This window comes from Microbulbifer aestuariivivens, assembly GCF_039545115.1.
Lineage (GTDB): Bacteria > Pseudomonadota > Gammaproteobacteria > Pseudomonadales > Cellvibrionaceae > Microbulbifer > Microbulbifer aestuariivivens.
Genome location: NZ_BAABRT010000004.1, coordinates 36600 through 50593 on the forward strand (window position 1 = coordinate 36600; position 13994 = coordinate 50593).

Consider the following 13994-nt stretch of genomic DNA (forward strand, 5'->3'; position numbering starts at 1 on the left):
ATCGCCCGCTGCCGGTCGCCCGGCCGCAAACGACAAGGGCGCGGCGGCTCCCGTGGGTAAACCGCCGCGCCCTGCGAAGGACTTTCGGTCCGCTATCGCGGCTTATTTGTCCTCTTTTTTATCGTCCTTCACCTCTTCGAATTCCGCATCCACTGCGTCATCGCCGCCGGACTGCTGCGCCTGCTCAGCGCCCTCGGCGCCCTGCGCCGCCTGCGCCTGTTCGGCGTACATCTTCTGAGCCAGCGGGCCGGAGGCTTCGGTCAACTTGTTGGTGGCCGCTTCCATCGCCGCCTTGTCATTACCCTTGACCGCTTCTTCAGCCTCGGAGATGGCCGCCTCAATCGCGGACTTCTCTTCGGCTGTGGCCTTGTCACCGGCCTCTTCCAGGGTCTTCTTGGTGGCGCTGATCATGCCATCAAGCGTGTTGCGGGCGGTAACCAGCTCCTCGAACTGCTTGTCCGCCTCGGCGTTGGCCTCGGCGTCCTGCACCATCTTGTCGATCTCCTCCTCGGACAGGCCGGAGGAGGCCTTGATGACAATGGACTGCTCCTTGCCGGTGGCCTTGTCCTTGGCGTGAACATGCAGGATGCCGTTGGCATCGATATCGAAGGTCACCTCGATCTGCGGCATACCGCGGGGCGCGGGCGGGATATCCGCCAGGTCAAAACGGCCCAGGGACTTGTTCTGGGACGCCTGCTTGCGCTCACCCTGCACCACATGAATGGTCACAGCGGTCTGGTTGTCGTCGGCGGTGGAGAATACCTGCGACTTCTTGGTCGGAATAGTGGTGTTTTTGTCGATCAGCGGCGTGGCCACACCACCCATGGTTTCGATACCCAGAGTCAGCGGGGTGACATCCAGCAGCAGCACGTCTTTCACGTCGCCGGCCAGTACTGCGCCCTGAATGGCCGCGCCCATGGCCACCGCCTCGTCCGGGTTCACGTCTTTGCGCGGCTCTTTGCCGAAGAACTCGGTGACTTTCTGCTGCACCAGCGGCATGCGGGTCTGGCCGCCCACCAGGATCACCTCGTCGACGCCGGAGGCGGACAGGTCCGCGTCCGCCAGTGCCGTCTTGACCGGCTCCAGGGAGCGGGCAACCAGGTCTTCCACCAGGCTCTCCAGCTTGGCGCGAGTCATCTTCACCACCAAGTGCTTGGGACCAGTGGCGTCGGCGGTGATGTACGGCAGGTTCACTTCGGTCTGCTGGCTGGAGGACAGCTCGATCTTGGCCTTCTCGGCGGCTTCCTTCAGGCGCTGCATCGCCAGCGGGTCGCCCTTCAAGTCGATGCCCTGCTCTTTCTTGAACTGCTCCGCCAGATAATCGATCAGGCGCATGTCGAAGTCTTCACCACCGAGGAAGGTGTCGCCGTTGGTGGACAGCACTTCAAACTGCTTTTCGCCGTCGACGTCGGCGATTTCGATAATGGAGATATCGAAGGTGCCACCACCGAGGTCGTACACCGCGATGGTGCGGTCGCCGCCGGCCTTATCCATGCCGTAGGCCAGTGCCGCGGCTGTCGGCTCGTTGATGATGCGCTTGACGTCGAGACCAGCGATACGACCGGCGTCTTTGGTGGCCTGGCGCTGGGAATCGTTAAAGTAGGCCGGCACGGTGATTACCGCGGCATCGACCTTCTCGCCGAGGAAATCCTCAGCGGTCTTTTTCATCTTTTTCAGCACCTCGGCGGAAATCTGCGGTGGCGCTTTCTTGTCGCCTTTCACTTCCACCCAGGCGTCGCCATTCTCGGCTTCGACGATGTGGTAGGGCACCATTTTGATGTCCTTCTGCACCACGTCGTCCTTGAATTTGCGGCCGATCAGGCGCTTCACGGCAAACAGGGTGTTCTGCGGGTTGGTCACCGCCTGGCGCTTGGCAGACTGACCCACCAGGACTTCGTTATCGTCGGTAAAAGCGACGATGGAGGGAGTGGTGCGATCACCCTCTGCGTTTTCGATTACACGCGCTTTATCGCCGTCCAGAACCGCCACACAGCTGTTGGTGGTACCCAGGTCGATGCCGATAATTTTTCCCATTACTTTGTCCTCTAGTGTCTGCACGCTTTCCGCTCCTGCGGGCCGCCGCGCGTTTCAATTCTGCGTTGCCAGCTATATTTGGTGCCGGCCTTACTTTTTCAAGGGGCTTTTTGTCGTCAGCCTGTAATTCGCTTGCACTCGCTCATATCAGCCCGCGCTGTTTTGCCCGGAATTTGATTTCCGAAGCCTGAACTGAAGCCTGAATTAAGGCGCCTTACTCACGACCACCATGGCCGGGCGCACCAGGCGGCCATGCAGGCGATAACCTTTCTGGAAAACTTCGAGCACGGTGTTCGGCTCCACATCGCCATTGGGCACCTGGGCCATGGCCTGGTGCAGCTCGGGGTCGAAGGGCTGGCCGGCGGGGTCCACTACCTCAACGGAGTTCTTCGCCAGAGTGTCGACAAAGGATTTGTGGGTCAGCTCAATCCCCTCGATGATGGCCTTGTTGGATTCGTCACTGGCGTCGATACTCGCCAGCGCCCGCTCCAGGTTGTCCACCACCGGCAGCAGGTCCTGCAGCAGTTTCTCCACCGCGTACTTGCGCGCCCGGTCGATATCCTGCTCGGCACGGCGGCGCGCGTTCTGGGCCTCGGCCTGGGCGCGCAGCACCGAATCTTTCTGCAGGTCCAGCTGCTCCTGCAGACTGATGATCTGGGCCTTCAGCGCCTCGGCGCTGTGCGCCCCCTCGTGCAGGGCCTCCTCGGCCTCGTGCTGCTCCTCGGCCGAGGGGTCTTCTATCTCCACTTCCGGCTCCGCGGCCTGAGCCTCTGCGTGCTGATCGCTGAGGGCTTCCTTGTGCTCAGGCCCGCTGTCCATATTCTGCTCTTGTTCGCTGCGCTGTTTAGCCACTGCTCTACTCCGTCGCGTCGGGTGTCATTGAATTCGAGTGGTATCTGCTCCTCGCTCCGCCGCCAGGGGATGGCCCCGCGGCAAATTGCGGCAAGTGCAGGGCTATATGGGGCCTCGGTCATATTCTTCAAGTGGATTTTCGCGGTAGGGTAATGTCCCGCGGCGCGACTGGCGAACCCGAAACCATTACTGTATAAATAACCACTTATTTACCCCGGTCGGGCGCGCCCGGCCAAGCACAAGCCAACACAACAAGAACGGCCACAGAAGCGATTCCTATGTTGCTGCACCTGTCGATCAGTCAATTCACCCTGGTGGACCAGCTGGAACTGGAGTTCGGCCCGGGCACCAGCGCCCTTACCGGCGAAACCGGTGCCGGCAAATCCATCACCCTCGACGCCCTGGGCCTGGCCCTGGGGGACCGGGGCAACGCCGAGCTGGTGCGCGCCGGCGCCAACCGCGCCGACATCCACGCCACCTTTGATATCGGCGATCATCCGCAGGCTGCCGCCTGGCTCGAGGAGCAGGAGATGGATGCCGGCCGCGAAGTGATCCTGCGCCGGGTGATCGGTGCCGATGGCCGCTCCCGCGCCTACATCAACGGCCAGCCGGTGACGCTGCTGCAGCTGCGGGCCCTGGGGGAGCAGCTGATCGACATCCACAGCCAGCACGAGCACCAGTCGCTGCTGAAAAAAGACACCCACCGGCGCCTGCTGGACGAGTACGCCGAGGCGCAGGAACTGGCCGCCGAGACCCGCATTCACTTCAAGACCTGGCAGGACCGCTACCGCCGTTACCGGGCCCTGGCCGACAGCGCCGAGGAGACCGAGGCGCGCCGCACACTGCTGCAGTACCAGCTGGAAGAGCTGGAACAGCTCGACCTGCGAGCCGACGAGATTGACGCCCTTGAGAGCGAGCAGCGCCAGCTGGCCAATGCCGGTGAAATCCTCAGCGGCAGTTACCAGCTGGCCGCCATGCTCTCCGGAGGCGAGGGGGATATCGCCGAGCAGCTGCACCGCGCACTGCAACTGCTGACGGCGATGCCGGAGCAGTCACCGGCCCTGACGGAGGTGGCGCAAATGCTCGACAGCGCCCGCATTCAGGTGGATGAAGCGGCCGGAACCCTTTCGCGCCATATCGACGGCTTTGAGATGGACCCCGAGCGACTGGCGGAAGTGGAAGAGCGCCTCAGCGCCATCTACCAGACTGCCCGCAAGCACCGGGTGCAGCCCGACCAGCTGCCGCAGCTGCAGGAGCAGTTGCAGGCGGAGCTGGACGAGATCGGCGCGCCGGACGCACTGGACAAGATGGCCGCTGAATGCGAGACCCTGGAGCAGAATTACCGCAATGTGGCAGCGCGGCTCGGCCAGTGCCGCGCGGAGGCCGCCGAGCGGCTTGCACAGGCGGTCAACCAGCAGCTCGCCGCCCTGGCCATGCCCCACGCGCGGGTGGAACTGGCGCTGCTGCCACTGGAGAAACCCACCGCCAGCGGACTGGAGGAGGTGGAGCTGCTGATCGCCACCAATCCCGGCCAGGCGCCGCGCCCACTGGCACGGATCGCCTCCGGCGGCGAGCTTTCCCGGGTCAGCCTCGCCATCCAGGTGGTGACGGCGCAGACCTCACGCACGCCAACGCTGGTATTCGACGAGGTGGACGTGGGCATCGGCGGCGCCACTGGCGAAGTGGTGGGGCGCCTGCTGCGCCAGCTGGGCGAGGCACGCAACGGCCGCGGCGGCCAGGTGATCTGTGTCACCCACCTGGCCCAGGTAGCCGCCCGCGCCCACCGCCAGTACCTGGTGGAAAAACATGCCGATGGCGACAGCGCTTTTGTTTCCCTGCGGGAGCTCAAGAACAGCGAGCGTCGCGAGGAAATCGCGCGCATGCTGGGGGGCGAACCGACGGAGCAGTCCCTGGCTCACGCGGGCGAAATGCTGGCACGGGCGTGAAAATCTGACCCCTTAGCCACACAAACCGTGTCCGCCGACCTAAAATGACCGGGCACGGCTAAGCAAGTCACTTTATACTGCACCGCCTGAGACAATCCGGGCTCGACCTATGCAAAGAACCATTTTCAATACGCCACTGATCACCCCCCTGCTGCGGCAGGTCGCGCGCCTGCTGCTGAAGCTGCACGGCTGGCATGTGGTCTGCGATCAAAGCAGCAAAAAGCTGAAGAAGTATGTGCTGCTTGGCGCCCCCCACACCACCAACTGGGATGGCTACTATTTCATCCTCGCCGCGCTGAAACTGAAGCTGGTGCCGCAGTGGATGGGCAAGGACAAGCTGTTCAGCTTTCCCCTCGGTGGCATCATGCGCTGGTTCGGCGGTATCGCCGTTGACCGCAGCAAGGCCAACAACTTGGTCGAGGGCACCGTCAACGCCTTCAACCGCAATACATCGCTGATCGTCGCGGTTCCGCCGGAGGGCACCCGCAGCAGTGCCGAGCGCTGGAAGACCGGCTTCTACCATATCGCCCGGGGAGCGGCGGTGCCGGTGGTGTGCGGCTTTATCAATTTTCCCAAGAAAGAGCTTGGGCTCGGCCCGGCGTTTACGATGGGGGATGACCTGCAAGCGGAGCTGAAACGCCTGCGCGATTTCTACGCGGACAAGATCGGCAAGTTCCCCGAGCTCTACACGCCGCCGATCTGATCGGCAGCTGGGCGCCCCGCAACCGCAGGCGCCAGGGCAAAAAAGCAAAAAAAAGACGGGCATGTGCCCGTCTTTTTTTGTTTCTCGAACTCAATATCAAGTTTCGAGCGGTCCAAAGCCGTGTAAATAAAGGGCATCAGCCCAGCTCGGCCATCACTTCTTCCGAAATATCGGCATTGGTGTAGACGTTCTGCACGTCGTCGAGATCCTCGAGCATATCCACCAGCGCCAGCACCTTTTCCGCACCGTCCTTGTCCATGGGCACGGTGGTGGCGGGGATCATGACGATTTCCGCTCCGTCCGGCTTGAAGCCCGCCGCGGTCAGGGCGTCTTTTACCGGCATGTAATCCTGGAACTCGGTGGTGACCTCGATGCTGCCATCGTCATTGGTCTCGATGTCTTCCGCACCCGCCTCCAGAGCCGCCTCCATCAGGGCGTCCTCATCCGTACCGGGTTCGTAAAACATCTGCCCCTTGCGGGAGAAGAGGTAGGCCACGGAGCCGTCGGTACCCAGGTTGCCGCCGCGCTTGCTGAAAGCGTGGCGCACCTCGGCCACGGTGCGGTTGCGATTGTCGGTCAGGCACTCCACCAGAACCGCAACGCCGCCCACGCCGTAACCCTCATAAGTCACCGCCTCATAATTGTCACCATCGGCATTGCCGGCACCGCGGGCGATGGCCTTCTCGATGGTGTCCTTTTTCATGTTGGCGCCCAGCGCCTTATCGATAGTGGCGCGCAGGGTGGGATTGTCTTCCGGGTTGGCGCCGCCCTTGGCGGCCACGGTCAGCTCGCGGATGATCTTGGTAAAAACCTTGCCACGCTTGGCATCCTGAGCCGCCTTGCGGTGCTTGATATTGGCCCATTTACTATGTCCGGCCATCAGAACTCTCCGGGGTTTCGTCGGTTATCACTAGATTCACAAGCGCGCCGCCACAATGGCGGCGCAACAACAGTCAGCCCAAGTAAGCCGAAAGGTCAGCCCACCTGCTCTTCCTTAAGACGCAGGCGGATATTCAGCTCGCGCAGCTGGCGCGAGTCCACGGTGCCCGGGGCGTCGGTCATGACACAGGCGGCGCTCTGGGTTTTCGGGAAGGCGATGACATCGCGAATGGAATCGCTGCCGGTCATCAGCATCACCAGGCGATCCAGACCAAAGGCCAGACCGCCGTGGGGCGGCGCGCCGTACTTGAGCGCGTCGAGCAGGAAGCCGAATTTCTCGCGCTGCTCTTCGGCTTCGATACCGAGAATGCGGAACACCGCCTGCTGCATCTCCTGGTCGTGGATACGCACGGAACCGCCACCCAGCTCGGTACCGTTGAGCACCATGTCGTAGGCCCGGGACAGGGCGCCGAGCGGGTTCTGCGCCAGCTCCTCGGGAGAGCAGGACGGGGCGGTAAAGGGGTGGTGCAGCGCGGTGAGGCTGCCATCGTCGTTTTCCTCGAACATGGGGAAAGCCACCACCCACAGCGGCGCCCACTCGCTGGTGTAGAGGTTCAGATCCTCACCCAGCTTGCAGCGCAGCGCACCGAGGGATTCGGAAACCACCTTGTAAGAGTCCGCGCCGAAGAAAATCAGGTCGCCGCTCTGCGCCTGCAAACGCTCGAGGATGGCCGCGCGCACTTCGATGGGCAGGAACTTGACAATCGGAGACTGCAGGCCGTTTTCCAGATCGGTGCTGTCGTTGACCTTGATGTAGGCCAGCCCCTTGGCACCGTAGATGCCAACGAACTTGGTGTAATCGTCGATCTGCTTGCGGGTCAGCTTATCGTTACCGCCGGCCACCTTGATGGCGGCGACGCGGCCTTTGGGGTCGTTGGCGGGACCGGAGAACACCTTGAAGTCCACCTCGGTCATCAGGTCCTTGATCTCCACCAGCTCCAGCGGAATGCGCAGATCCGGCTTGTCGGAGCCGTAGCGCAGCATGGCCTCTTCGTAGGACATACGCGGGAACTCGCCGAGGTCCACATCCATCAGCTGCTGGAACAGGCCGCGCACCATACCCTCGGTGATCGACATGATTTCCTCTTCGCCGAGGAACGAAGTCTCGATATCGATCTGGGTAAATTCCGGCTGGCGATCCGCGCGCAGGTCTTCGTCGCGGAAGCACTTGGCGATCTGGTAATAGCGGTCGAAACCGGAAACCATCAGCAGCTGCTTGAACAGCTGCGGCGACTGCGGCAGCGCGAAGAACTTGCCGTCGTGGGTGCGGCTTGGCACCAGGTAGTCGCGGGCACCTTCGGGAGTGGCGCGGGTCAGGATCGGGGTCTCGATATCGAGAAAGCCCATATCGTCCAGGTAGTTGCGGATCGCCGTGGTCAGCTTGGAGCGGAAGCGCAGGTTGCGCTGCATCTCGTTGCGGCGCAGGTCCAGGTAGCGGTACTTGAGCCGCACATCCTCGCCTACGGCAGTGTGCTCGTCCAACTGGAAGGGCGGTGTTTCCGCGATGTTGAGAATCTCCAGCTCAATGCCGTAGACCTCCACTTCACCGGTCGCCATATTCGGGTTTACCGTGGCCTCGGAGCGCGCGCGCACGCGGCCCTTCAACTGCAGCACATACTCGCCGCGCACCCGGTCGGCCTGTTCGAAATGCTCGGCCGCATCGGGGTCGAATACCACCTGCACGATACCGTCCCGGTCGCGCAGATCGATGAAGATGACCCCGCCGTGGTCGCGGCGGCGATCGACCCAGCCGCACAGAGTAACTTCGCGGCCGATGTCCGCAGAACGAAGGGCGCCACAGTAATCGCTGCGCATGAATAACATTCCCGTAGTCATAGGTGATTTCGGGGCCGGTGAGCAGCCGGCCCGGTTTCGTTTGCCGGCGGCCTCAGTCCGCTGCGGCAGAGCCCCCGCCAGACTTATCCGTGCCTGACTTGGGTTTGGCCGAGTCACCGGCCAGGTTTTTCTTGCTGCCGGTTTTGAAGTCGGTCTCGTACCAGCCGCCGCCCTTGAGGCGGAAACCGGCTGCGGAGATCTTCTTCTTCAGCTCGGCCTTTGCACAGGCCGGACAATCGGTCAGCGGCGCATCACTGATGCGTTGCAGAGCCTCCAGCTGATGGCCACAGGCCCCGCACTGGTATTCATAGATCGGCATGGATCGGTACCTGGTGCTTTAAGGGGCGCAGATTATACATGAGCCCTCGGGCAGGAAGAAGCTGGCCCGCGAGGTGCGGAGAAGTCATTGCCATAAACGGGAAAAAGAGCACTAAGGCTCCGTCCACCCTGCAATATCATGAAAAAAAGCACTATTTTCCCCGGTTTTTCTCGTGCGGGAGAAAAAAAACTGGATATACTCAACCCTATCCACACGGCATTCAGCTCCTTGGGGAGAGTCGCCGGGTGGCATAGAGAACATATTTTCACTGGATAGACACTACCTAAATAGAGAAGGAAGCTACCATGGCCGCACGCAAGAAAGTCGCAGCTAAGAAAGCCCCCGCCAAGAAGACCGCAGCTAAGAAAGCCCCCGCCAAGAAAACCGCGGCCAAAGCTGAAGCCAAGCCGCGCAAGATCACTGCGATCAAAGAGAAGTACACCAAAACCGAGATTCTGAACCAGATCGCCGAGAGCACCGAGCTGAGCCGCAAGCAGGTTCAGTCTGTTCTGGACGAGCTGTCCAACGTGATCGAGGGCCATATCAAGAAGCGCGCGGTAGGCGAGTTCGCCCTACCCGGCCTGCTGAAAATCACCACCGTGAAGAAGCCGGCCAAGAAGGCCCGCAAGGGTATCAACCCCTTCACCGGCGAAGAGACCACCTTCAAGGCCAAGCCCGCCAGCATTCAGGTGAAGGTGCGCCCGCTGAAGAAACTGAAGGAAATGGCCGAGAACTGATCGCGCCGCTTCCATCGCAGGAAAACCCCGCCCAGGCGGGGTTTTCTGTTTTCAGCCCCCGCGCATTGCCCCCGGCCCCTACCATCCGGCGGCCGCCCCAGCGTAAAATGCGCGCTCCCATCAGCAAGACAAACCGAATATTTTTATGCGCGCATCCCGCTACCTGATCGCCACCCAGAAAGAAACTCCCAACGACGCCGTGGTTATCAGCCACCAGCTGATGCTGCGCGCCGGCATGATCCGGCGGCTCGCCTCCGGTCTCTATACCTGGCTGCCCACCGGCCTGCGGGTACTGCGCAAAGTTGAGCGTATCGTGCGCGAGGAGATGGACCGCGCCGGCGCGCTGGAAGTACTGATGCCCGTGGTGCAGCCGGCTGAGCTGTGGGAGGAGTCGGGCCGCTGGCAGCAGTACGGCCCCGAGCTGCTGCGCATCGAGGACCGCCACAACAACGCATTCTGCCTGGGCCCGACCCACGAGGAAGTGATCACCGACCTGATTCGCAACGAAATCAACAGCTACAAGCAGCTGCCGGCCAACTTCTACCAGGTACAGACCAAGTTTCGCGACGAAATCCGCCCGCGCTTCGGTGTGATGCGCGCGCGCGAGTTCACCATGAAGGATGCCTACTCCTTCCACCTGGACCCGGACTCCCTGCAGGAAACCTACGATGTGATGCACGATGCCTACTGCCGCATCTTCGACCGCATCGGTCTCGACTACCGCCCGGTGCTGGCGGACACCGGCTCCATCGGCGGCTCCAGCTCGCACGAATTCCACGTGCTGGCCGCGAGCGGCGAGGACGACATCGCCTTTTCCAGCCACAGCCGCTACGCCGCCAACGTGGAACTGGCCGAGGCGGTCGCACCCGCCGGTGAGCGACCCGCCGCCACTCAGGCGATGGAGGAAGTCCACACGCCGGGCCAGAAAACCATTGCCGAAGTGAGCGCCTTCCTCAACAGCGAAGCGCGCCAGTGCGTAAAAACCCTGATCGTGCTCGGGGAAGCCGAAGAGGGCACCGAGGCACCGCTGGTGGCGCTGGTGCTGCGCGGCGACCACGACCTGAACGAACTCAAGGCGGAAAAACTCGACGGCGTTGCCAGCCCGCTGGCGTTCGCGCCCGAGGCCCGCATCGCCGCCGAGCTGGGCTGCGCCACCGGCTCGCTGGGACCGGTCAACCTCAAGATTCACACCATCGTCGACCGCGCCGCGGCCCATCTGGCGGACTTTATCTGCGGTGCCAACAAGGACGATTACCACCTCACCGGCGTCAACTGGGGCCGCGACGTGGAGCCGGCGCTGGTGGCGGATATCCGCAACGTGGTAGCCGGCGACCCGAGCCCGGACGGCCAGGGCACCCTGGAAATCAAGCGCGGCATCGAGGTGGGTCATATCTTCCAGCTGGGCGACAAGTACAGCCGGGCCATGAATGCCACGGTGCTGGATGAGAACGGCAAGGAGCAGGTCATGGTTATGGGCTGTTACGGCATCGGAGTTTCCCGTATCGTCGCCGCCGCCATCGAGCAGAACCATGACGATGCCGGCATCATCTGGCCGCAGTCCATCGCCCCGTTCCAGCTCGCGATCGTGCCCATCAATATGCACAAGAGCGACCTGGTGCGGGAGAAGTGCGAACACCTCTACGAAGCCCTGCGCGCGAAGGGTATCGACGTGCTGCTGATGGACGAACCCAAGGCCCGCCTCGGCGCCATGCTGGCGGATGTGGAGCTGATGGGCATTCCGCACCGCATCGTTATCGGTGACCGCGGCCTCGAGCGCGGCGTGGTGGAGTACAAAGGCCGCCGCGATGCCGAGAGCCAGGACTTCGCCGAATCCCAGCTGCTGCAAATCCTGCTGGAGAAGCTCGGTCACTGATGCCTCTGGCGGCGGGCGGACATTGGGGTAAGATAGATCCCGAGTCCGCCCTGCCGAGGACAGAGAAAACAATGATAAGAATCTGCCTACCGCTGCTGCTCGCACTCGCCTGGGCCCCGGCACAGGCGCAGATGCAGATCCCCCAGATCGATCAGGAACAGCGCCGCGCCCTGCGCGCCGCCATCAGTCAGGCCGACAGCTTCACCGACCGCTACGACGCGGAGGTGTGGCTGATGGCAAAATCCCAGCCCCTGGCCCGCTTTATCAAGGACCCCGACGAGCGTATGCGGGTGCTGAAAGCGGTTCACCGCGAGGCGACACTGGCCGAACTGCAGCCGGAGATCGTCCTTGCGGTGATCCAGATCGAAAGCGCCTTCAACCCCTATGCGGTCAGCCGGGTGGGCGCGCAGGGAATGATGCAGGTCATGCCCTTCTGGAAGAAGGAGATCGGCAGCCCCGAGGACAACCTGATCGATATGGACACCAACCTCCGCTACGGCTGTACCATCCTCAAGCACTATATCGGCAAGGCCAAGGGCAACCTGGCCAACGCACTGGCTTACTACAACGGCAGCTACGGCCGCCACACCTACAGCAGCAAGGTACTGGACGCCTGGGCGGATCGGTGGAGATAAGCGGTGCATAGCAGCTATGTCTTTTTTACCGGCTGCGCCTGTGCCCTGCTGCTGCTGGCCGCCGCGCGGCTGCTGATCAGCTATCGCCACCAGCCCGCCGGCCGCTGGCTGATCCTGATGCTGGCCGGGGTGATCTGTTACCTGCTGCGGCCACTGCTGCCCCTCCACAGCCCGACCAGCCTGCTGCTGATGGACCTGCCCACCATTCTGGTCCCGCCCGCCTTCTGGCTGTTCGCGCAACGGCTGTGCAGCGAGGGCGAGGACTTTCCCCGTTGGGGCTGGCCGCTGATCGCGCTCTCGATACTGGTACCGGTGGCGGCCAACCACCTGCCACTGCTCGCCAGACTCGGCCCCAACGAGGCTCTTTATGTGCTGGCACAACCGCTGAAGCTGGGGCTGATTGCCGCCGGCATGCTGGAGCTGCTGCGCCATTTCCAGTCGGACCTGGTGGAGGCGCGCCGGCGCCTGCGGGCCGCGCTGCTGATCGCCGTGGGCGGTTATATGTCGCTGGTGGTCAGCGCCGAATTCCTGTTCAGTTACTGGCCGGTTCCCGCCGGGGTGCCCACCCTGCACGCCCTGCTGGCCACCCTCTTCTCATTCGCCGCCTGCCTGTGGCTGCTGTCGCTCTCCCCCGACGCCCTCGCCGAATCGCTGCCGCCGCCGGCGGCGGCCTCGCCGCAGACGACCGACTCCCCTGCTGCGCCTTCGGACTCTATTGATGGCCGCCCAGGCGCCGCTGCCGGCACCGCTTCTGCCGCTGCCACTCTGGACGCGGCACAGCGGCAACTGCTGGAACAGTTGCAGGCCCATATGCAGGGGGGCGGATACCGCCACACAGGGCTCACCATCCGCGAACTTGCCGAGCAGCTGGGCGCGCGCGAACATGTGCTGCGCGGGTTGATCAACCGCCACCTGGGCTATCGCAACTTCAATGAATACCTGAATGAGTTCCGTATCGACGAGGCCAGCGCCCGCCTCGCCGACCCCCAGCAGTCCCACCTGCCGGTGCTATCCATCGCCCTGGACATCGGCTACCGCTCCCTGAGTCCTTTCAACGCCGCCTTCAAACGCCGCCACGACTGCACCCCCACCGAATACCGCCGCGCGCAGATACCCGCCTGATCCCACCCTTTTCGAAATCCGTCAGCTGTTTTTCCGAATTCCGCAAGCAGAGCCCGCCGGCATCTTACAAACTGAGCCTCACCGCAACGGGATATGCCCCCTGCCAATATGGGCCGGGCGACAACACCGGGCGACAACAATAGACGCGAGGGTTGAGCGATGGAGTTTCTGCTTTGGATGGCACAGGATTGGGCGCAACACTTCGGCGACGACCTGCTCCGCTACCTGCTGGCCACCGTTACCGTGAGCCTGCTGGTGGGAATCGTTTTCCGCCGCTGGATGGATCGCCGGCGCATTCAGAAGCGCCGCGCGGGCTGGCGGGACATTCGCCGGGAGATCAGCTTTTCCATGCTGACCATCGGGGTTTTCGCCACCGTTGGTGTGGTGACCGGGATTCTCTATGACTGGGGCTGGCTAAAGCTGTATCTGGACTGGGGAGACCACCCGCTGTGGTGGAACATCATCAGCCTGCCGGTTGTCATTCTGTTGCACGACGCCTATTTCTACTGGACCCACCGCACCATGCACCACCCGAAGCTGTTCCGGCATTTCCACCGCTTGCACCACCTGTCCCGCACACCGACTCCCTGGGCCGCCTACAGCTTTTCCGTGGGTGAGGCAGTAATGATGGCGGCCTTCTCGCCCCTGCTGACCCTGCTGCTGCCACTGCATGTGCTGGTCTGGCTGGCGTTCATTTTCGTGATGATCTTCCGCAACGCCATGCTGCATGCCGGCTGCGAATTCCACCCCCGCGGCTGGGTGGACGGCCCGCTGGATATATTGACCACCACCACGCACCACGACCTGCACCACCAGAAATTTCACGGCAATTACGGCTTTTACTTCACCTTCTGGGATCGCTGGATGGGCACGGAATTCAAGAATTACAAGGAGGCGTTCCGCCTTGCCGCCGGGGGCAGCGAGAAAGCTGCGCCCGCGGAGCGCGGCGCCGGAATAGCCACCTGATACGAATTTGCGGCTGATCGGCAACAACCGCA

The 13994-nt window shown here is 62.7% G+C and carries 12 protein-coding genes; 7 read left to right on the forward strand and 5 right to left on the reverse strand.

Features of this window, described 5'->3' with window-relative positions; genetic code table 11:
- Positions 1-102: 102 nt before the first annotated feature.
- Together dnaK and grpE are read right to left on the reverse strand one after the other, a co-directional pair.
- Positions 103-2034 carry a molecular chaperone DnaK gene (gene dnaK / locus ABEA58_RS03440; protein WP_345549108.1) on the reverse strand — a complete coding sequence of 644 codons (1932 nt, stop codon included), beginning with the start codon at positions 2032-2034 and terminating at the stop codon, positions 103-105.
- A gap of 204 nt (positions 2035-2238) precedes the next feature.
- Complete coding sequence (gene grpE, locus ABEA58_RS03445) at positions 2239-2886, reverse strand: nucleotide exchange factor GrpE (RefSeq protein WP_345548874.1); 648 nt, start codon at positions 2884-2886, stop codon at positions 2239-2241.
- A gap of 278 nt (positions 2887-3164) precedes the next feature.
- Between grpE and recN the strand changes: the two genes are divergently transcribed.
- Positions 3165-4832: a DNA repair protein RecN gene (gene recN, locus ABEA58_RS03450; RefSeq protein ID WP_345548875.1), complete on the forward strand. Its 1668-nt coding sequence runs from the start codon at positions 3165-3167 to the stop codon at positions 4830-4832.
- A gap of 109 nt (positions 4833-4941) precedes the next feature.
- On the forward strand, positions 4942-5535 hold the full coding sequence (locus tag ABEA58_RS03455; RefSeq protein WP_345548877.1) for a 1-acyl-sn-glycerol-3-phosphate acyltransferase: 594 nt from the start codon (positions 4942-4944) through the stop codon (positions 5533-5535).
- Positions 5536-5671: 136 nt separating this feature from the next.
- Here ABEA58_RS03455 and ABEA58_RS03460 read toward each other — a convergent pair whose 3' ends face one another.
- From ABEA58_RS03460 to ABEA58_RS03470, 3 genes are all read right to left on the reverse strand, one after another.
- Positions 5672-6415, reverse strand: a complete 744-nt coding sequence (locus tag ABEA58_RS03460) for a YebC/PmpR family DNA-binding transcriptional regulator (RefSeq protein WP_345548879.1) — start codon at positions 6413-6415, stop codon at positions 5672-5674.
- 95 nt (positions 6416-6510) lie between these two features.
- On the reverse strand, positions 6511-8289 hold the full coding sequence (gene aspS, locus ABEA58_RS03465; RefSeq protein ID WP_345548880.1) for an aspartate--tRNA ligase: 1779 nt from the start codon (positions 8287-8289) through the stop codon (positions 6511-6513).
- Between the two features lie 73 nt (positions 8290-8362).
- On the reverse strand, positions 8363-8629 hold the full coding sequence (locus tag ABEA58_RS03470; RefSeq protein ID WP_345548882.1) for an FmdB family zinc ribbon protein: 267 nt from the start codon (positions 8627-8629) through the stop codon (positions 8363-8365).
- A gap of 305 nt (positions 8630-8934) precedes the next feature.
- On the opposite strand from ABEA58_RS03470, the gene ABEA58_RS03475 reads away from it, so the two are divergent.
- The 5 genes from ABEA58_RS03475 to ABEA58_RS03495 all read left to right on the forward strand — a co-directional run bounded on the left by ABEA58_RS03475 (position 8935) and on the right by ABEA58_RS03495 (position 13962).
- The gene (locus ABEA58_RS03475) at positions 8935-9366 is read left to right on the forward strand and encodes an HU family DNA-binding protein (protein WP_345548884.1); all 432 of its coding nucleotides are present in this window, start codon (positions 8935-8937) and stop codon (positions 9364-9366) included.
- A 145-nt stretch (positions 9367-9511) separates the two neighbouring features.
- The gene (locus ABEA58_RS03480) at positions 9512-11239 is read left to right on the forward strand and encodes a proline--tRNA ligase (protein WP_345548886.1); all 1728 of its coding nucleotides are present in this window, start codon (positions 9512-9514) and stop codon (positions 11237-11239) included.
- 71 nt (positions 11240-11310) lie between these two features.
- Positions 11311-11874, forward strand: a complete 564-nt coding sequence (locus ABEA58_RS03485) for a lytic transglycosylase domain-containing protein (protein ID WP_425563511.1) — start codon at positions 11311-11313, stop codon at positions 11872-11874.
- 3 nt (positions 11875-11877) lie between these two features.
- Entirely contained in the window at positions 11878-12996 is a 1119-nt protein-coding gene (locus ABEA58_RS03490) for a helix-turn-helix transcriptional regulator (RefSeq protein WP_345548888.1), read from the forward strand.
- A 159-nt stretch (positions 12997-13155) separates the two neighbouring features.
- The gene (locus ABEA58_RS03495; RefSeq protein WP_345548890.1) at positions 13156-13962 is read left to right on the forward strand and encodes a sterol desaturase family protein; all 807 of its coding nucleotides are present in this window, start codon (positions 13156-13158) and stop codon (positions 13960-13962) included.
- The last annotated feature ends 32 nt before the right edge of the window (positions 13963-13994 follow it).